This is a genomic window from Streptomyces sp. NBC_00385 (genome assembly GCF_035917155.1).
GTDB classification, from domain to species: Bacteria; Actinomycetota; Actinomycetes; order Streptomycetales; family Streptomycetaceae; genus Streptomyces; species Streptomyces poriferorum.
In genome coordinates, this window is sequence record NZ_CP107951.1 from 4674224 (window position 1) to 4692325 (window position 18102).

Below are 18102 nucleotides of genomic sequence, written 5' to 3' on the forward strand. Positions count from 1 at the left end.
CGGTTAGGCTCTGGGCATGAGCTGGCTCCGGGCGCTGAAGGAGACCGCCCGCTCGGGGCTGACGATCGAGAGGACGCGTCTCGAACCGCTGATCGCCATCCGCGGCGCGGCGGGTCTCGCCCTGGTGATCGGGGTGAGCCTCGCGCTCTTCGGACCGGTGGTCGCCGCCAGCTCCGCGTTCGGCGCCTACCAGGCGGCGATCGCCACCTTCCAGCGCAGCTGGCGGCCCCGGCCGGTACTCGCCCTGGTCTCCGGCTTCAGCCTCGGCATGTCGACGTTCCTCGGCTACGTCACCGGCTCCCATCTCCCGCTCTTCATGGTCCTGCTGGTGCTCTGGACCTTCCTGGCCGGGCTGGCCTGGGCGGCGGGCCCGACGGGCGGCATCATCGCCGCGTCCAACGTCGCGATCATGCTGGTGACGGTCACACTGCCCACCTCCGTCGCCGAGGCGGCCCTGCACGCCCTGATGATCACCTTCGGCGGGGTGGTCCAGGCGGCGCTCATCGTGATGTTCCCGGTCCGCAGATGGGGTGCCCAGCGCGACGCCCTGGCCGACGCGCTGGCCGCCGAGGCCGACTACGCCCGCAGGCTGCGCCACGACCCGGTCGCCCACTTCGACCCGGTCCCCCTGATGGAAGCCCGCAGAGCCGCCGCCGTCACCGCCCGCCAGGCCCGGCGCCGCCCCGCCGAACTGCACGGCTCGCGCGGCGCCGCCGAGCGGATCAGGCCCGTCCTCGCCTCGCTCGCGGACCCGGCGATGGGCGTCCCGTCCGAGGGACCCGAACGCGACCGGGTCCGCGAGCTCCTGGCCGCCGCCGCCTCCCTGCTCGACGCGGCCGCGCGGGCCATCCGCCACGGCGACCCGGTACGCCTGCCCGCCCCCGCCGTCGCCGCGCTGAAGACCCCCGACACCGGCGCGCTGCTCACCGGCCCCCCGCTCCGCGCCGCCGACCGGCTGGCCGCCCTGCTCTCCGACGTCATCGAGGCCGCCGAGGGCGACGGTACGAGGGAGGAGCGGGCCGGGGCCGCGGAGGCCGCCGACGCCATCGAGGCCGGTCGGGGCGGCCGGCTCCCCGCCGAGCACCACCGGCGGCCGACCCTGCTGCGGCTGATCCCGGTCGTGATCGCGTCGATGCGCCGCGAGCTGCACCACGGCTCCCCGATCCTGCGGCACGCGATCCGGATCTCCGTCGTCGCCACGGCCGGCTACCTGCTGGGTCTGGTCCTGCCGTACGGCCACGGCTACTGGGTGCCGATGGCGGCCGTCATGGTGATGCGGCCTGAGTTCTCCCGGACGTACGAACGGTCCGTGGCGCGCTTCGGCGGCACCGTCGTGGGGGTCTTCGTCGCCAGCGTCATCGTCCAGGCGGCCCACCCCCGCGCCGGGCTCTCCGCCGTGCTCGCCGTGGTCTGCGCCCTGCTGATGTACCTGCTGATGCGCACCGGCTACGCCGTCGGCCAGGCCTGCGTCGCCGCGTACGTGGTCTTCCTGCTCGGCATGGCGGGCGACGACCTCTCGCAGACCGTGCTCGAACGGGTCCTGCTGACGCTTCTCGGCGGTGTCCTGGCGATGATCTCGTACGCCGTCTACCCGGCATGGGAGACCCCGCGGCTGCGCGGCCGGCTCGGCGACTGGCTGAAGGAGGACGGCCGGTATGCCGCCTCGGTCGTCGACCAGTATGCGGATCCGGCCGACCGCGGCCATGACGACGTCCGCCAGGCCCTGCTCGCCACCCGGAACGCCCGCGTCGCCTGGCAGGAGGCGGTGGCCACCGCCCAGCACGAACCGGTGCGCCACCGCGGCCTCTCGCACACGGCGGCCGACGACACCCAGCACGCGCTGGCCCAGCTCGGCCGCGTCGCGATGCTGATGGAGGCGCATCTCCCGGAAGGCGGCGCCACTCCCGTACCGGCGGCCGCTCCGCTCGCCGACGCGCTGCGCCGGGCCACCGAACAGGGGGCCAAGGCGGTACGGGAGCGGCGGGTACCGGACTGGACGGCGGTGCGGGAGGCGCTGGCCCAGTGGGACGAGGAGGAGCGGCTGCGCGAAGGAGGAGCGGACCCGGTGGTGCGGAACGGGGCCGACCTCCTGCTCGAAGCCCTGGAGGAGTTCTCCGAGGGCCTGGAGAGCGGCTCGTCGAGTTCCCGCGCCGCCTCCCGTGACTGAGTGGCCGTCAGGACCCGGGCCGGCGCCCGGGGTCAGGGGGTCGGCAGGTCGGGCAGGCCCTCCAGCGAGTCGGCGTCGGTCTTGGCGAGCGTGTCCTTGGTGCCGCCGTCCCACGAGACGACGACGGTCTTGCCGTCGTTGGACTCGATGGCTCCCATGGTCCGGTCGGTGTCGCCGTCGGCGCACGTCAGCGCCAGCATCGGCTTGCCCATGTCCTTGGCGGTCCCCGAGCACACATGGGAGTCGGCGACGACCACGGCCTTCCCGGATGCGACGGACAGCACCACGGCCTTGCCGTCGGTCTGCCCGGCCCAGGCGCCCTCCAGCGCCTTGAGGCCGCCGGTGGCGTCGTCGGTTCCGGAGGTGGCGTCGTCGCCGGCGCTGCCGGCGGGTGCGGGGGTGGCGGTGGAGCCGGAACTCCTGTCCGCGCTCTCCTTGTCGCTGTCGCTGCTGCACCCGGTCAGCGCGAGAACGGTCAGCAGTCCGGTGGCGAGGACGGCGCCGGTACGTACGCGTTTGTGCATGCTGAATTCCCCCTGGTAGACGAATGACCGTCCAAGCTACCAGCCGGTCACCATCGGGGCGGAGCGGTCAACTCCCTGAATCGGGAGCGGAACAGCTCTCTCGTTCGTCTTTCTTCTGCGGAGAGCTGTAACCGGGGGAACACCCCGCGTGCACGTGCATCTGCCGATGCATCCGCTCATGCATCAGAAATTGAACACAGCTATGATCCGAGACAGTTGACACTTGCACTTTGCAACTCGGGGAGCGTCCTGTGCACCACGTGTACAACGGCATGGCGGCCACAGAGCTTCGCGGAGTCGTCTGGCAGAAGAGCAGGCACAGCAACTCCCAGGGATCCTGCGTGGAGTTCGCGAAGCTGCCCGACGGCGATGTGGCGATGCGTAATTCGCGCCACCCCGACGGTCCGGCGCTGGTCTATACGCCCGCGGAGATAGAGGCTCTGCTGCTCGGCGTGAAGGACGGCGAGTTCGACCACCTCATAGCGGAGGCGTGAGAGCGCTTTCTGTGCGGCGGAGGTCTGAACGCCCTCTGCGCGCCGCACTTTCGCCCGTGCGTCGTACCTGTTGCGGCGTCAGGCCCGTTCGGACAGCCGGAAGAGTGCCCAGACGACCTTTCCGCGCGGCGCCGTCCCGGTGACGGTGCTCCCGGTCGCCAGTACGGGTGAAGGGTGCCAGCCCCAGCAGTCGCTGAAGGAGTCCACCAGGAAGAGCCCGCGGCCCGACTCGGCGGAGTCCTCCGCCTCGGACGCGACGGGGCTCGCCTGGCTGGGATCGCGCACCGCGCACACCAGCCGCGAGGTCCAGCGCATCAGGTGCAGGCGGACCGGCGGGTCCTGGGGCTCGCGCGGTCCGTCGGTGGGCAGGGCGTGCCGCAGGGCGTTGGTGACCAGCTCGGACACGACCAGGGCGACGTCGTCGAAGCGCTCGTTCAAACCCCAGCCGCTCAGGGTCGCCCGGGTGAACTGCCGGGCCCCGCCGACGGCTTCGTAGCGAGCGGGCAGGGCGCAGGTGGCTGATCCGGAGACGGCGGAGGGGTCGATGGGGGGAAGCCCCTGCCGTAACGGCTCGAGCATCGTCGATCCATTCGTCCCCATGCGAGGCACTCCCGAGAATCGCGGCTGTATCGGTACTGCGGGTACGCGGCTACAGCGGCACAACACGAACGAGCACGCAGGTGCGCGAGGCCCATGGTTCCGAATGCGCAGGGCAGATGCAAGGGCAGATGCACGTGCACGCGCCTGACCTGTCCGATACCGTGCCGGTTCTTGCTCATTTCTTCCTGTGTGCAGTTTCGGGACCTTCGGGAAGTCTTCTCATTTCCGTAATCGAATGAGTACGGGCTGAAGCGTTTTGATGGCAGAATCCGGCTCTTGGGGTTCGGGGGGACCCCGATGCCCAGGAAGCGATGGGGAGGGTTGGACCGGTGGCGGCAGGCGAGTCGAGTGGATCCGTGGTGCGGCGCATCCTGCTGGGCTCGCAGCTGAGGCGGCTGCGGGACTCACGCGGCATCACGCGTGAGGCGGCCGGCTACTCCATCCGGGCTTCCGAATCGAAGATCAGCCGCATGGAGTTGGGACGGGTGAGCTTCAAGGCCAGGGACGTCGAGGACCTGCTCACGCTCTACGGAGTCACGGACGAGGCGGAGCGCGACTCCCTGCTCGGCCTGGCGCGTGAGGCCAACGTGGCGGGCTGGTGGCACAGTTACGGGGATGTGCTGCCCGGCTGGTTCCAGACGTACATCGGCCTGGAAGGCGCCGCCTCGCTCATCCGGATCTATGAAGTCCAGTTCGTTCACGGCCTGTTGCAGACCGAGGACTATGCGCACGCGGTCGTCTCGCGGGGCATGCGAGGCGCTCCCGCCGCCGAGATCGACCGCCGCGTCGCGCTCCGGCTGGAGCGCCAGAAGGCTCTCGTGTCCGAACGGGCGCCCCGCTTCCACGCCGTACTGGACGAGGCCGCGCTGCGCCGCCCGTACGGCGGGCGGGAAGTGATGCGCACCCAATTGCGCCATCTGATCGAAATGTCGGAACGGCCGAACATCACGCTTCAGGTGATGCCTTTCAGTTTCGGCGGGCACGCGGGTGAGAGCGGTTCCTTTACGATGCTGCGATTCCCGGAATCCGATCTGTCGGACATTGTCTATTTGGAGCAGCTGACAAGTGCGCTCTATCTGGACAAGGCCGAAGAAGTCGCCCAGTACGAAAAGGCGATGGTCCGGCTCCACCACGAGAGCCCGGGGCCGGAGGAGAGCCGGGATCTGCTCCGTGGTCTTCTCCAACTCTCCTGATATTTCAGTACCATGAGGTACCGACAGGAGTCTGCACCTGCAGTAAGGGATCGCATGTCCTTCTTCCACGAGCTGGCTGCCCAGTACATCGACGGTGAATGGCGCACCGGCACCGGCTCGTGGGACATCATCGATTTCAATCCCTACAACGGGGAGAAGCTCGCCGCCATCACCGTCGCCACCGCGGACGAGGTCGATGCCGCCTACCGCGCCGCCGAGCGCGCCCAGCGGGAGTGGGCCGCCACAAGTCCGTACGAACGCCGGGGCGTTCTGGAGCGGGCCGTGCGGATCACCGAGGAGCTGGCCGACGACATCGTCGACGCGGTCATCGACGAACTGGGCGGCACCCGGGCGAAGGCGCTGTACGAGCTGAGCGCCGCCCAGGACTTCCTGCGCGAGGCGGCCCATCAGGCGCTGCATCCCGAGGGCCGGATCCTGCCCTCCCCGGTGGACGGCAAGGAGAACCGCCTCTACCGGCTCCCCGTCGGCGTCATCGGCGTCATCAGCCCCTTCAACTTCCCCTTCCTGGTGACGATGAAGTCCGTCGCACCGGCCCTGGCGCTCGGCAACGCGGTCGTCATCAAGCCCAACCAGAACGCGCCGGTGACCGGCGGCGGGCTGATCGCCCGGATCTTCGAGCGGGCCGGGCTGCCCGCCGGGCTGCTCAACGTCGTCGTCACCGACATAGCCGAGATAGGCGACGCGTTCATCGAGCACCCCGTCCCCAAGGTGATCTCGTTCGCCGGGTCGGACCGCGTGGGCCGTCACGTCGCCGCGACGGCGGGCGCGCTCTTCAAGCGCACCATTCTCGAGCTCAGCGGCAACAGCGCCCTGGTGGTGCTCGACGACGCGGACATCGACTACGCCGTCGACTCCGCCGTCTTCAGCCGCTTCGTCTACCAGGGCCAGGTCTGCATGGCGGCCAACCGGATCCTGGTGGACCGCGCCGTCGCCCCCGAGTTCACCGAGAAGTTCGTCGCCCGGGTTGCCGCGCTCCGGGCCGGCGACCCGCGCGACCCGGAGACGCAGATCGGCCCGGTCATCAACACCTTCCAGGCCGACGCGCTGACCGCCCTCGTCGACCAGGCGCTCGCGGACGGAGCCACGGCGCCGGTCCGGGGCCGCACCCGCGGCAACCTCGTCGAGCCCACCGTGCTCACCGGGCTCCCGGAGGGCTCGCCGCTGCTCTCCCAGGAGATCTTCGGCCCGGTGGCGCTGCTGTTCGAGTTCGACGGCGAGGAGGAGGCCGTACGGATCGCCGACGACAGCCCCTACGGCCTCAGCGGCGCCGTGCACACCGCCGACGCCGAACGCGGAGTGCGCTTCGCCCAGCGGATCGACAGCGGCATGTTCCACGTCAACGACGCCACCGTCCAGGACGATCCGCTGGTCGCCTTCGGCGGCGAGAAGAACTCCGGGAACGGACGGCTGAACGGCGAGGCGACGGTCGAGGCCTTCACGACCCAGAAGTGGATATCGATCCAGCACGGCCGGAGCCACTTCCCGCTCTGACCCCGGAGCCCTGCCCCGTTCCCGATCACCGCACCGATACTCTCGTCAAAGTTGAGTAGAGAGGTGGGTGGGATGTCAGCGATCCGGTTGTTGGTCCTCTGCGCCGTGCGGCAGCACGGCCGGGCACACGGCTATCAGATCCGCAACGACCTGGAGTACTGGGGCGCGCACGAGTGGTCCAACGCCAAGCCGGGGTCGATCTACCACGCACTGAAGCAGATGGCGAAGCAGGGCGTGCTGCTCGCCCACGAGGTCGCACCGAGCACGGTGGGCGGCCCGCCGCGCACCGAGTACGAGATCACCGAGCAGGGCGACGAGGAGTACTTCACGCTGCTGCGCGCGGCGCTGACCTCGTACGACCAGAAGCTGGACGTGCTGTCGGCCGGGCTGGGCGGGATCGTCGACCTGGAACGGGCCGAGGCGGTGGCCCTGCTCAAGGAGCGGGTGGCGGGCCTCGCCCGGTGGCGGACCTCGGTCACCGAGTACTACACGCCCGAGGAGGGGCCCGAGTCGATCGGGCACATCGGCGAGATCATGAACATGTGGGTGCACTCGGCGGACTCGGGCGCCGAATGGACCCGGGGGCTGATCGAGCGCATCGAGGGCGGGGCGTACACCTTCGCGGGTGAGGGTGATCCGTTCGTCGGCGTGCTGGCCGAGGGCGAGACGAACCCGTACGCGACCGGGGTCGCCGATCCGGGGGACACTCACTAATCAAGTTTGACGAATGCCGGACGGTCCGCTACCTTTCCCGTTCTAGTCAAGTTTGACTAATGGGGGGTGTGGCGATGTCCGACGACGCGATCGTCGTCGAAGGAGCGCACAAGCGCTACGGCACGAAGCATGCGCTGGACGGCCTCGATCTCACGGTCGCCCGCTCCACCGTGCACGCGGTGCTCGGTCCCAACGGGGCGGGGAAGACCACGGCGGTCCGCATCCTGTCGACGCTGTTGCGGTACGACGAGGGCCGCGTCGAGGTGGCGGGTCACGATGTGCGGCAGCGGCCGGGCGAGGTCCGGCGCCGGATCGGGCTGCTCGGCCAGAACGCGGCGGTGGACGAGCAGCTCGGCGGGCGGCAGAACCTGGAGATGTTCGGGCGGCTGTACCACCTGGGCGCACGCCGGGCGGGAGCCAGGGCGGACGAACTGCTGGACCGGTTCGGTCTCGCGGACACCGGCCGCAAGGCGGTCGCGGAGTACAGCGGCGGCATGCGGCGGCGGCTCGACCTGGCCGCCTCGCTGATCACGGACCCCGAGGTGCTCTTCCTCGACGAGCCGACGACCGGACTCGACCCGCGCGGCCGGGCCGAGGTGTGGGCGGCGGTGCGGGCCCTGGTGGGGGGTGGCACGACCGTACTGCTGACCACCCAGTACCTGGAGGAGGCCGACCAGCTCGCGGACCGGATCTCGCTGATCGACGGCGGGCGCGTCGCCGCCGAGGGCACGGCCGACGAACTGAAGGCCCGGGTGGGCGGCGACCGGATCGACGTCGTCGTCCGCGACGGCGCGCAACTGGAACGGGCGGCCGCCCTGCTCGCGGGCGGAACAGTGACGGACCCGGACCGGCGCCTGATCGGCGCACCCGCGGGGGACCGGATGGCGACGCTCTCGCGGACCGTACGGGCCCTGGAGGAGGCGGGCATCGAGGCGGAGGACATCGCGGTGCGCCGGCCCACGCTGGACGAGGTGTTCCTGTCCCTGACAGGGAGCAGGCAGGACGACGTGGAGGTGGCGGTATGAGTACGGCGGGCTGGGCGGCAGTCGATTCCTGGACCATGACCCGGCGCGAACTGGCGCACTGGGCGCGGCAGCCGGTGCAGGTCGTCGTGGGGCTGGTCTTCCCGGTGATGCTGCTGCTGATGTTCAACTACCTGGTCGGCGGCGGCCGGGGGGTCGACGGTGACACCACCGAGTACCTGGTGCCCGGCATGCTCGCCCTCACCATGGCCTTCGGCCTGGAGTCGACGATGCTGGCGGTCACCCAGGACCTCAACAAGGGCGTCGTCGACCGGTTCCGCTCGATGCCGATGGCCTCCGGCGCGGTGCTGGTCGGGCGGGCCGTCGCGGACATGCTCCAGTCGGTGGCCGCGCTGGCCGTCATGACCGGGGTGGGGTACGCGATCGGCTGGCGCTGGCACCACGGGCCGCTCGCGGCCCTGGGGGCCCTGGGGCTGCTCCTGCTGCTGCGGTTCGCGATGCTGTGGCTCGGCATCCTGCTGGCGCTGGTGGCGGGGCGGCCGGAGATGGTGCAGGCGGTGCAGATCCTGGTCTGGCCGGTCGGCTTCCTGTCCAACGTCTTCGCGGTGCCGGAGTCGATGCCGGGATGGCTGGGCGCGGTCGTCGAATGGAACCCGATGTCGGCGACGGCCACGGCGGTACGCGATCTGTTCGGCAACCCGGGCGGGGGCGGGGGCTCCTGGGCCGCCGACCATGCCGGACTGCTGGCGGTCGTGTGGCCGTTGGCGCTGCTGGCGGTGTTCTTCCCGCTGGCGGTACGGCGGTTCGCGCGGCTCAGCCACTGACGGCCGCGTACGGCTCCGGCCCCCGCCCGGCGTTCACGGGCGGGGGCCGGAGCATGCCGGTGACAGTCGCTCAGTGGTGGAACGACGTCGCCGGGCCGTGCTCGGCGCTCAGCGGGTGGTCCTGGCTGCGCAGCTCCGGCAGCAGCAGCCGCAGGTCCTCCAGCAGCAGCTCCGCCAGGTCGGACGAGAACCCGTTGCGGCACACGATCCGGAGCACGGAGAGGTCCTCGCGGTTGGCCGGGAAGGTGTACGCGGGCACCAGCCAGCCGCGTTCACGGAGCCGGCGCGACACGTCGAAGACGTCGTACGCCGTCACCTCCGGCTTGGTCGTCAGCGCGAAGACGGGCAGTTGGTCGCCCAGGGTGAGCAGGCGGAAGTCGCCCAGCTCCTCGATCTTCTTCGCCAGTCCCATCGCCACGTCCCGCGACGCCTGCTGTACGGCCCGGTAGCCCTCCCGGCCCAGCCGCAGGAAGGTGTAGTACTGCGCCACGACCTGGGCGCCCGGCCGGGAGAAGTTCAGCGCGAAGGTGGGCATGTCGCCGCCGAGGTAGTTGACCCGGAAGACGAGTTCCTCGGGCAGTTCGGCGGGCGAGCGCCACAGGGCCCAGCCGACGCCCGGGTAGACCAGGCCGTACTTGTGCCCGGAGGTGTTGATCGAGGAGACCCGGGGGAGGCGGAAGTCCCACACCAGGTCCTCGTCCAGGAACGGCGCCACCATCGCGCCGGACGCCCCGTCGACGTGGACGGGGATGTCGAGGCCGGTCCGCTCCTGGAGGGCGTCGAGGGCGGCGCAGAGTTCGGCGATGGGTTCGTAGCTGCCGTCGAAGGTGGAGCCGAGGATGCCGACGACCCCGATGGTGTTCTCGTCGCAGAGGTCGGCGGCGGCCTGCGGGTCGAGGTGGAAGCGGTCGCCCTCCATCGGGACGAGGCGCGGCTCGACCTCCCAGAACGTGCAGAACTTGTCCCAGCAGACCTGCACGTTGACGCCCATGACCAGGTTGGGCCGGGCGGTCGCCGGATAGCGGTCGGCGTTCCTGGCCGCCCAGCGGCGTTTGAGCGCCATGGCGGCCAGCATGCAGGCCTCGCTGGACCCGGTCGTCGAACAGCCGACGGCCGTGGCGGGGTCGGGGGCGTTCCAGAGGTCGGCGAGCATCGCCACGCAGCGCCGTTCCAGTTCGGCGGTGCGCGGGTACTCGTCCTTGTCGATCATGTTCTTGTCGCGGCACTCGCTCATCAGCACACCGGCCTGGGGTTCCATCCAGGTGGTGACGAAGGTGGCGAGGTTGAGCCGTGAGTTGCCGTCGAGCATCAGCTCGTCGTGGACGAGGCCGTAGGCGGTGGCAGGCGGCAGCGGTCCGTCCGGCAGCTTGTGCCGGGGCGGGGCGGAAGCCATCCCGGCGGTCGGGTCGGCCTCCCCGAAGAACGGGTTGAGCGCGAGCCGGCGTCGCGCGTCGGACGGTTCGGTGCTGTGTGCGGAGCCCTTGTGGAGAGCCATCGCAGACCTGCCCTTCTCGGCTGTCGCCGGCATGACGGAATGAATCCGGCGAAACGGACAATGTCTGACGATACGGATGACGGTGGCGTCCGGCGCGCCGGACGGACGCCCGCCCGGTCGCAGGGCGTGTCACGGCACCGCGCCGCGTTCTCAGCGCAGCGGCGTACCGTCCGCACGCAGTTGCATCAGCGGCCGCCCGGTGACCAGCAGCCAGGCCGGCAGGGTGGCGACGCAGAGCAGGGGGAGCAGGGTCATGTCGGAGGCCAGGACGGCCGCGGTGAACAGGCTGAGCCAGCCCTGCCGGGTGATGGCGAGCAGGATGCCGAGCACCCCGCACGTCACCGCGAGGGTCACCGGCACCCCGTCGACCAGGGCGTGCGCGCACAGGCCGAGCGCGACGCCGCAGAACACCGCCGGGAAGATCCGGCCGCCCCGGAAGCCGCAGGCGGCCGCGACCAGCAGGGCCGCGGTCTTCACCACCGCCATGCCCCCGAAACCGCCCGCCGACCAGCCGTCCGGATCGGCGGCCAGCACCTTCACCTCGTCCAGCCCCTTGAACAGGGTGAGGTGGCCGCCCAGCGCCCCGAGCAGGCCGAGCAGCAGCCCGCCCGCCGTCATGGCCAGGACCGGGTGGCGCAGGGCGCGGAAGGCGCGGTGCACATAGGGGAAGGCGTACACCGCGGCCAGCCCGAGCGCCGCGCCCGCGCAGGCGATCACGACGGCGGAGAGCAGGTCGCCCCAGTGGGCTCCGGTGTACGCGGGCAGCGACAGGTCGAAGCTGGGGTGAGCGGCCAGTGTCATGGTGAGCGCTCCTGCGGCGCCGGCCGCGAGCGGGCCGAAGAGGCGGTCCCAGAGGGCGCCCTTGCCCGGGGTGGTGGCGAGCGTCTCGGTGAGGATCAGCGCGGCGGCGACCGGGGTGCCGAACAGCGCGCCGATGGTGCCCGCGGCGGCGAGCGCGAGCCACAGCTCGGCCGGGGCGCTCGGCGCGAACCGGCGGCCCGCCCAGCAGGCCAGCGCGATGTTGGCGGCGGTGATCGGGTTCTCCGGACCCAGGCTGACCCCGCCCGCCAGGGCCAGCACCGTCACGATCAGCAGTCCCGGCAGGACGGCCGGCGGCAGGGGCGGGTCGACCAGCCCCGTGGTCGCCGGGTCGGGTCCGGCGTGGCCCGGCACCGTCCGGATGGTCAGCCCGGTCACCAGGCCGATCGCGGTGAGCATCACGATCATCCACAGCGAGGAGTACCGGCCGATCGACAGGGCGTCGGGCAGCGTCTCCCACAGAACGTCCTGCAACTGCTCCGCGAGCAGGCTGACGCCGAGCAGGACGAGGGCCGAGACCACGCCGACGGCCAGCGCGGGCACGATGAGCATCAGCAGGCGGCGCGCGGGGGCCGGTTCGGTGGAGGCGGGGGAACCGGCGGCGGATTCGATGGCCATCGGCTCACCATAGCGACGCAAAAGACCTATAACCCCTCAAATGGGTCAGCGTCTGCGGTATTTCGGGCTTGCACCTCACGTCACGTCAGGGCCGAGGCTCGGACACGTACCGACCACACGGAAGGAGCGGGGAGCCATGGAGCACTCCGTGGGACAGGTCGCCGGGTATGCCGGGGTCACGGTGCGCACGCTGCACCACTACGACGGCATCGGACTGCTTTCGCCCAGCGGGCGCAGTCACGCGGGCCACCGGCGTTACAACGACGCCGACCTCGACCGGCTGCAGCAGGTCCTGTTCTACCGGGAGCTCGGCTTCCCGCTCGACGAGATCGCCGCACTGCTCGACGACCCGGACGCGGACCCGCAGGAGCATCTGCGCCGCCAGCACGCGCTGCTGTCGCACCGGATCGCCGAACTGCAGCGGATGGCCACGGCCGTCGAGACAGCCATGGAGGCACGGAAGATGGGCATCAACCTCACGCCCGAGGAGAAGTTCGAGGTCTTCGGCGACAAGGACCCGGAGCGCTATGCGGAGGAGGCCGAGCGCCGCTGGGGCGGCAGCGACACCTACGCCGAGTCGCAGCGCCGGGCCGCCCGCTACACCAAGGAGGACTGGCAGCGGATGAAGGCCGAGGTCGCCTCCTGGGGCGAGCGCTACGACGCGCTCATGGAGGACGGCGAGCCGGCCACCGGTGAGCGCGCGATGGACCTCGCCGAGGAGCACCGGCTCCACATCACGACCTGGTTCTACGACTGCACGACGGAGATCCACCGGGGACTGGGCGAGATGTATGTCGCCGATCCGCAGTTCAAGGCGTTCTACGACTCGATGCGGCCGGGGCTGGCCGAGCACCTGCGCGACGCGATCAACGCCAACGCGGAGCGCCAGGAATAGCCGGGGCCGCGCGTACGGGGGCGGGGCGCCCCACCCCCGTACGCCGCTCAGATCCTGCTGATCACCGCGGCGGTGCCGTACGCACAGACCTCCGTGCCCACGTCCGCCGCCTCGGTCACGTCGAAGCGCATCATCAGCACCGCGTTGGCGCCACGGGCCCGCGCCTGTTCCACCAGCCGTTCCATGGCCTGGTTGCGGGTCTCGACGAGCGTCTTCGTCAGCCCCTTCAGCTCGCCGCCGATCATGGACTTCAGTCCGGCACCGATCTGGCTGCCGAGATGGCGGGACCTGACCGTCAGGCCGAAGACCTCGCCGATGACCTGTGTCACCTGGTGGCCGGGTACGTCATTGGTGGTGACGACCAGCACATCGGACTGTGCCGTCTGACCGCCGCCGTAATCCTCAATGCCCATGGTGTGGCACCTCCTGGGACCGAGTTTTGCCCCGGTTCATCCTGTGTGCATCTCCACGGGGGCCAGTGGAACCGGGAGGGGGGCTGCGGCGTTGATAGCTTTGGGCGGCCACGCAGCCGCCATCGACCACATCCTGGAGCCCGGACCCTTGAATACGCTTGCGCTCGGACCGAGCTGGCTGGACCCGGACCACCTCATCGGGCAGTTCGGGCTGATCGGTGTGCTGGTCATCGTCTTCGCCGAGTCCGGGCTGCTGATCGGGTTCTTCCTGCCCGGCGACTCGCTCCTGTTCACCACGGGTCTGCTGGTGACGACGGACAAGCTGGACACCCCGCTGTGGCTGGTCTGCGTCCTGGTCGCCCTGGCGGCGATCATCGGCGACCAGGTGGGCTACCTCTTCGGCCGCAAGGTCGGCCCCTCGCTCTTCAACCGCCCGGACTCCCGCCTCTTCAAGCAGGAGAACGTCGAGAAGGCCCACGAGTTCTTCGAGAAGTACGGGCCGAAGTCGCTGATCCTGGCCCGCTTCGTGCCCATCGTGCGGACGTTCACGCCGATCATCGCCGGTGTCAGCCGGATGAACTACCGCTCGTTCATCACGTTCAACATCATCGGCGGAATCCTGTGGGGCGTCGGAGTGACGCTCCTCGGCGCGGGGCTCGGCCAGATCGAGTTCGTCCACAAGAACATCGAGGCGATGCTCGTCCTGATCGTGCTGATCTCGGTCGTGCCGATCGGCATCGAGTTCCTGCGCGCCCGCAGCAAGTCGAAGAAGGAAGCCGCGTCGGGCGAGGACGAGCACCAGGACCCGGCCGCCGGTGGCAGCACGGCCGCGGGCCGCCGCGGCGGCCGCCACGCCAAGCGCTGACACCGCCCCGCCCGCAGGCCCCCGTCAGAAGCCGCGCGTCCGCTTGGCCGCGCGGCGGTTCGCTCCGCCGACCGCTCCCGGTACTCGCATGAACAGCCGGGAGATCTCGCTTCCCAGATTCACCCCGATCGCGATGGCCAGCGCCGTCGCCACCGCGGTCGACAGGGAGGCGAGCCCACGGTCCAGCTCGTTCTGCGCGACGCCCAGCAGACCGAAGTACGTGGCCGAGCCGGGCAGCAGCGGACCGATCGCCGCCGTGATGTACGGCAGCGACGAGGTGTAGCGGTAGCGCGAGAACAACTGCCCGAAGAGCCCGACGAGACCGGCCGCCGCGGCCGTCGCCGCCACCGCGGACAGATTGCCCGTGCGCGCCATCGCCCCGTAGATGACCCAGGCCACACCGCCGTTGAGGGTCACCGCCAGCACCGTGGACCGCTCCTGCTGGAGCAGGATCGCGAAGGCCAGCGTCAGCACCATCGACGCCAGGATCTGCGTCACCGGCCGGTCATGGGAGATCAACCGTGCCTCCGGGTCCAGCTCGGCACCCAGCTGAAGACCCCCGTAGAGCGCCAGCAGCACCCCGGCCACGATCGCGATGAAGAAGTACATGACCTCCAGCAGGCGCGCCGACGCGGTGATGTAGTACCCGGTCAGGCCGTCCTGCACCCCCGCCACGAGCGCCCGCCCCGGCAGCAGCGCGAAGAGCCCACCGGTGATCACCGCCGACGGCCGTACGTCCGACCAGTGGGTGAGGGTCAGCGCCACGCCCATCGCGGCGGGCGGCATCGCCGCCACGACGAACTGGTAGAACTCCGGCAGCCCGCGTCCGGCACACAGCCAGGCCAGCCGGTCACCGAGCATCGCCCCGAGCGCGGCGATCAGGAACACCAGCGCCCCACCGCCGACCAGCACCGATGCCGCGCCCGCCAGCCCGCCGGCGGCCAGGGTGAGCACCCAGCCGGGGTACGGATGCCGGTTACGACGGATCTCCGCGAGGCGCCGGTAGGCCTCCTCCAGCGAGATCTCGCCCTCCACGGTCGTGATGTCGTCGATCAGCCGGAAGACCGCGGCCAGCCGGGTGTAGTCGGTGCCTCGGCGCCGTACGGTCCGGCTCGCCGTCACCGGGTCCTCGACCAGCGACGGCTGGTGCGAGATCGACAGCAGCGTGAAGGTGACCGTCGGCTCGCAGCGGTCGAGCCCGTAGCTGCGGGTCACCGCGAACATCGCCGCCTCGACGTCCTCGGCCCCCTCACCGCCGGCGAGCAGCAGCTCCCCGATACGCAGGGTCAGGTCGAGCACGCGCGGCACCGCGGGGCCCGCGTCGTCGTCGTGCCGCTGGACCGTTTCCGGTGCCGGACGGTCGTGGACCGGCATCCGCAGCATCGTGCGCATCCGGTCCTGCCAGGGGGCTTCCTTGGTCAGCCGGATCATCGGGATGCCGTGCGCCGGCGTGAAGGCGGGCGGGGAGTTCCGGGCGTCGTAGGTGCGCGGCGGGGCGAAAGCGGAACCGATCGTGTCCGAACCGGAAGCGGAACCCGTTCCCGGGCCGGACGGCGGACCCGGTGGCTCGGGTGTCAGCCCCGAGGGCAGGGAGAACTCCGACGTCGGATGGTCGTCGTCCGGCGGGCCTGCGGACCTCCCGACCCCGGCGGGCTGGGAGAAGGCGCTGCGCGCCTCGTCGGACTGGGGCTTCTGGTCCTCGGGACCGCCCGGTTCCGCTACCACTCGACCTCGCTCCTCGTCGGCTGCGCGTCTTCGGCCGCACTCCTGCCCAGTATGGCCACGCCTATGGGCGGTCATGCGAACGGGCGGCACACCCGTGAAGGTGTGCCGCCCGGCAGCGTGCTCAGAACCGCAAGCGGAACGTCAGTGCGCGCCGCCCTGCGCCTCGAGGCGCTTGTACGAGTTCTCGATCTCGGCCTCGGCCTCGACCCGGCCGACCCAGTCGGCGCCCTCGACGGACTTGCCGGGCTCCAGGTCCTTGTAGACCTCGAAGAAGTGCTGGATCTCCAGGCGGTCGAACTCCGACACGTGGTGGATGTCGCGCAGGTGCTCCACCCGGGGGTCGGAGGCCGGCACGCACAGCAGCTTGTCGTCGCCGCCGGCTTCGTCCGTCATCCGGAACATGCCGATCGCGCGGCACTTGATGAGGCAGCCGGGGAAGGTCGGCTCCTCCAGGATGACCAGCGCGTCCAGCGGGTCGCCGTCCTCGCCGAGGGTGTTCTCGACGAAGCCGTAGTCGGCCGGGTAGCTGGTCGAGGTGAAGAGTCGACGGTCCAGGCGGATCCGACCGGTCTCGTGGTCCACCTCGTACTTGTTCCGCGAACCCTTCGGGATCTCGATAACGACGTCGAACTCCACGGGTGGCTCCTCCATGATCAACACATACGACTGATGGTTAAGTGTCCCCCACGGAGTTGTGTGCTCGCGAAAGGGGCTGGTCAACGGTGGCCGAGCCGGTGAAAAGACGGTCGATCAATCCGTTCTCCGCACAGACCGGGACGGCTCTCGCGGACCGCCTGGGTGTGCGCGGCGGACTGAGTAACCGGCAGTTCACGGCCGTCTCCGCTGCCCTGGGCCTGGCGCTCGCAGCCGGCGCCGTCTTCGCCGCCGGTCCCTGGGACTCGGGTCAGCGTAAGGCCGAGCAGGACTGGGCGGCCGCCCGGGCCCGTACAGGTGGCGCACATCACGAGCCCGCCGCTCCCTCCCGGCCCGCCCCGGCGCCCAGCGCCCCGGCCGTACTCGCGGCGCTCGGCACCGGTACCGACGAGCCCGCGCCGGACGCCGCGGCCGCCCCGGACGGAGCAGCGGCCGGACTCCGTGCCGTGCTGGACCCGCTGCTGAAGAACGCGGCGCTCGGTACCCGGCGCAGTGCCGTCGTCATCGACACGGCCACCGGCAAGCGGCTGTACGGGCTGGGGGCCGACACCCCCATGACACCCGCGTCCACCGTCAAGATCGCCACCACGGTCGCGGCCTTGACCGCGCTCGGCCCGGCCCACCGCATCCCCACGACCGTCGGAGCCTCCGCCGATCTGCGTACCGTGACGCTGGTCGGCGGCGGCGACCCCACCCTCGACCGGGCGGCCCTGCGCTCCCTGGCCGCCGACACGGCCCGCGCCCTCAAGGACGGCGGGGTCCGCTCGGTGCGGCTTCGGTACGACACCTCCGGCTACTCGGGACCCGCACTCCACCCGATCGGCCCCAACGAGAACATCGCGCCCGTGAGCGCCCTGATGATGAACGAGGGCCGGCTCGACGACACCTCCAGTGGCCCCGCGCCGCGCAGCGGGGACCCCGCCCGCGACGCCGCCGACGCCTTCGGTGAACTGCTGGACGAGGCCGGGATCGGCATCGGGGACGGCGCCGCCCCCGGCCGGGCGGCCGCGAAGTCCCGGCCCGTCGCCAAGCACCTGTCTGCCCCGCTGTCCGCCCTCGTCGAGCGCGCGCTGACCAACAGCGACAACGACATCGCCGAGGCACTCGCCCGGCAGACCGCGCTCGCCGCGGGCGAACCGGCCGACTTCAACGGCGGCCGACGGGCCGTCACCGCGCAGCTGAAGAAGCTGGGTCTGCCGCTGAAGGGCGTGACCGTCGCCGACGGCAGCGGGCTCAACCGCAAGGACAAGGTCACCGCCGCCCTGCTCGCCGGGCTCCTGGCCCGCGCGGCCGACCAGGACCACCCGGAGCTCCGCCCCGTCCTCACCGGTCTCCCGGTCGCCGGCTTCAGCGGCACACTCAGCGACCGCTACACCACGAAATCCGGCGGCACCGGCCTGATCCGCGCCAAGACCGGCACCCTCACGGGCGTCAACAGCCTCTCCGGCACGGTCGTCGACCCCCACGGCCGGCTGCTCGCCTTCGCCTTCCTCGCGTCGGGCACCACCGCCCCGTCCGAGGCCCAGTCCGCCCTCGACGCGCTCGCGACCGCACTGGCCGCCGGCAGGCGATGAGCCGGTCAACACCTCACCCGAACAAGGACCGAG

General features: G+C 71.0%; 17 protein-coding genes. 10 read left to right on the plus strand and 7 right to left on the minus strand.

The window, feature by feature from the left end; genetic code table 11:
- Positions 1-16 precede the first annotated feature (16 nt).
- Positions 17-2167 carry an FUSC family protein gene (locus OG959_RS20855; protein WP_326660580.1) on the plus strand — a complete coding sequence of 717 codons (2151 nt, stop codon included), beginning with the start codon at positions 17-19 and terminating at the stop codon, positions 2165-2167.
- Between the two features lie 32 nt (positions 2168-2199).
- Here the strand turns inward: OG959_RS20855 and OG959_RS20860 are convergent, their stop codons facing one another.
- On the minus strand, positions 2200-2691 hold the full coding sequence (locus tag OG959_RS20860; RefSeq protein WP_326660582.1) for a hypothetical protein: 492 nt from the start codon (positions 2689-2691) through the stop codon (positions 2200-2202).
- Positions 2692-2942: 251 nt separating this feature from the next.
- Between OG959_RS20860 and OG959_RS20865 the strand changes: the two genes are divergently transcribed.
- Complete coding sequence (locus OG959_RS20865; RefSeq protein WP_250969074.1) at positions 2943-3185, plus strand: DUF397 domain-containing protein; 243 nt, start codon at positions 2943-2945, stop codon at positions 3183-3185.
- Between the two features lie 78 nt (positions 3186-3263).
- On the opposite strand, the gene OG959_RS20870 is transcribed toward OG959_RS20865, so the two are convergent.
- Positions 3264-3764, minus strand: a complete 501-nt coding sequence (locus OG959_RS20870) for an ATP-binding protein (RefSeq protein ID WP_326660586.1) — start codon at positions 3762-3764, stop codon at positions 3264-3266.
- A 332-nt stretch (positions 3765-4096) separates the two neighbouring features.
- Between OG959_RS20870 and OG959_RS20875 the strand changes: the two genes are divergently transcribed.
- The 5 genes from OG959_RS20875 to OG959_RS20895 all read left to right on the plus strand — a co-directional run bounded on the left by OG959_RS20875 (position 4097) and on the right by OG959_RS20895 (position 9011).
- A complete protein-coding gene (locus OG959_RS20875) occupies positions 4097-4978 on the plus strand; it encodes a helix-turn-helix domain-containing protein (RefSeq protein ID WP_326660588.1) in 882 nt (293 codons plus the stop codon).
- Positions 4979-5032: 54 nt separating this feature from the next.
- Entirely contained in the window at positions 5033-6490 is a 1458-nt protein-coding gene (locus tag OG959_RS20880; RefSeq protein ID WP_326660590.1) for an aldehyde dehydrogenase family protein, read from the plus strand.
- A gap of 72 nt (positions 6491-6562) precedes the next feature.
- Complete coding sequence (locus OG959_RS20885) at positions 6563-7204, plus strand: PadR family transcriptional regulator (protein WP_326660592.1); 642 nt, start codon at positions 6563-6565, stop codon at positions 7202-7204.
- A 74-nt stretch (positions 7205-7278) separates the two neighbouring features.
- Complete coding sequence (locus tag OG959_RS20890) at positions 7279-8229, plus strand: ATP-binding cassette domain-containing protein (RefSeq protein WP_326660594.1); 951 nt, start codon at positions 7279-7281, stop codon at positions 8227-8229.
- The gene (locus tag OG959_RS20895) at positions 8226-9011 is read left to right on the plus strand and encodes an ABC transporter permease (RefSeq protein WP_326660596.1); all 786 of its coding nucleotides are present in this window, start codon (positions 8226-8228) and stop codon (positions 9009-9011) included. Before OG959_RS20890 ends, OG959_RS20895 begins: the two co-directional genes overlap by 4 nt.
- Before the next feature lie 70 nt (positions 9012-9081).
- Here the strand turns inward: OG959_RS20895 and OG959_RS20900 are convergent, their stop codons facing one another.
- Complete coding sequence (locus OG959_RS20900; protein WP_326666511.1) at positions 9082-10506, minus strand: glutamate decarboxylase; 1425 nt, start codon at positions 10504-10506, stop codon at positions 9082-9084.
- A gap of 150 nt (positions 10507-10656) precedes the next feature.
- Positions 10657-11943, minus strand: a complete 1287-nt coding sequence (locus OG959_RS20905; RefSeq protein WP_326660597.1) for an ion channel protein — start codon at positions 11941-11943, stop codon at positions 10657-10659.
- A gap of 136 nt (positions 11944-12079) precedes the next feature.
- Between OG959_RS20905 and OG959_RS20910 the strand changes: the two genes are divergently transcribed.
- A complete protein-coding gene (locus OG959_RS20910) occupies positions 12080-12838 on the plus strand; it encodes a MerR family transcriptional regulator (protein WP_326660598.1) in 759 nt (252 codons plus the stop codon).
- A 47-nt stretch (positions 12839-12885) separates the two neighbouring features.
- Here the strand turns inward: OG959_RS20910 and OG959_RS20915 are convergent, their stop codons facing one another.
- A complete protein-coding gene (locus tag OG959_RS20915) occupies positions 12886-13251 on the minus strand; it encodes a YbjQ family protein (RefSeq protein WP_326660599.1) in 366 nt (121 codons plus the stop codon).
- 148 nt (positions 13252-13399) lie between these two features.
- Here OG959_RS20915 and OG959_RS20920 point away from each other — a divergent pair, with 148 nt between their 5' ends.
- On the plus strand, positions 13400-14116 hold the full coding sequence (locus OG959_RS20920) for a DedA family protein (protein WP_326660600.1): 717 nt from the start codon (positions 13400-13402) through the stop codon (positions 14114-14116).
- 24 nt (positions 14117-14140) lie between these two features.
- Here OG959_RS20920 and OG959_RS20925 read toward each other — a convergent pair whose 3' ends face one another.
- Positions 14141-15841 carry a threonine/serine ThrE exporter family protein gene (locus OG959_RS20925; protein WP_326660601.1) on the minus strand — a complete coding sequence of 567 codons (1701 nt, stop codon included), beginning with the start codon at positions 15839-15841 and terminating at the stop codon, positions 14141-14143.
- Between the two features lie 141 nt (positions 15842-15982).
- Entirely contained in the window at positions 15983-16477 is a 495-nt protein-coding gene (locus tag OG959_RS20930; RefSeq protein ID WP_123525235.1) for an inorganic diphosphatase, read from the minus strand.
- 86 nt (positions 16478-16563) lie between these two features.
- Between OG959_RS20930 and dacB the strand changes: the two genes are divergently transcribed.
- The gene (dacB, locus tag OG959_RS20935) at positions 16564-18069 is read left to right on the plus strand and encodes a D-alanyl-D-alanine carboxypeptidase/D-alanyl-D-alanine endopeptidase (RefSeq protein WP_326660602.1); all 1506 of its coding nucleotides are present in this window, start codon (positions 16564-16566) and stop codon (positions 18067-18069) included.
- Positions 18070-18102 lie beyond the last annotated feature (33 nt).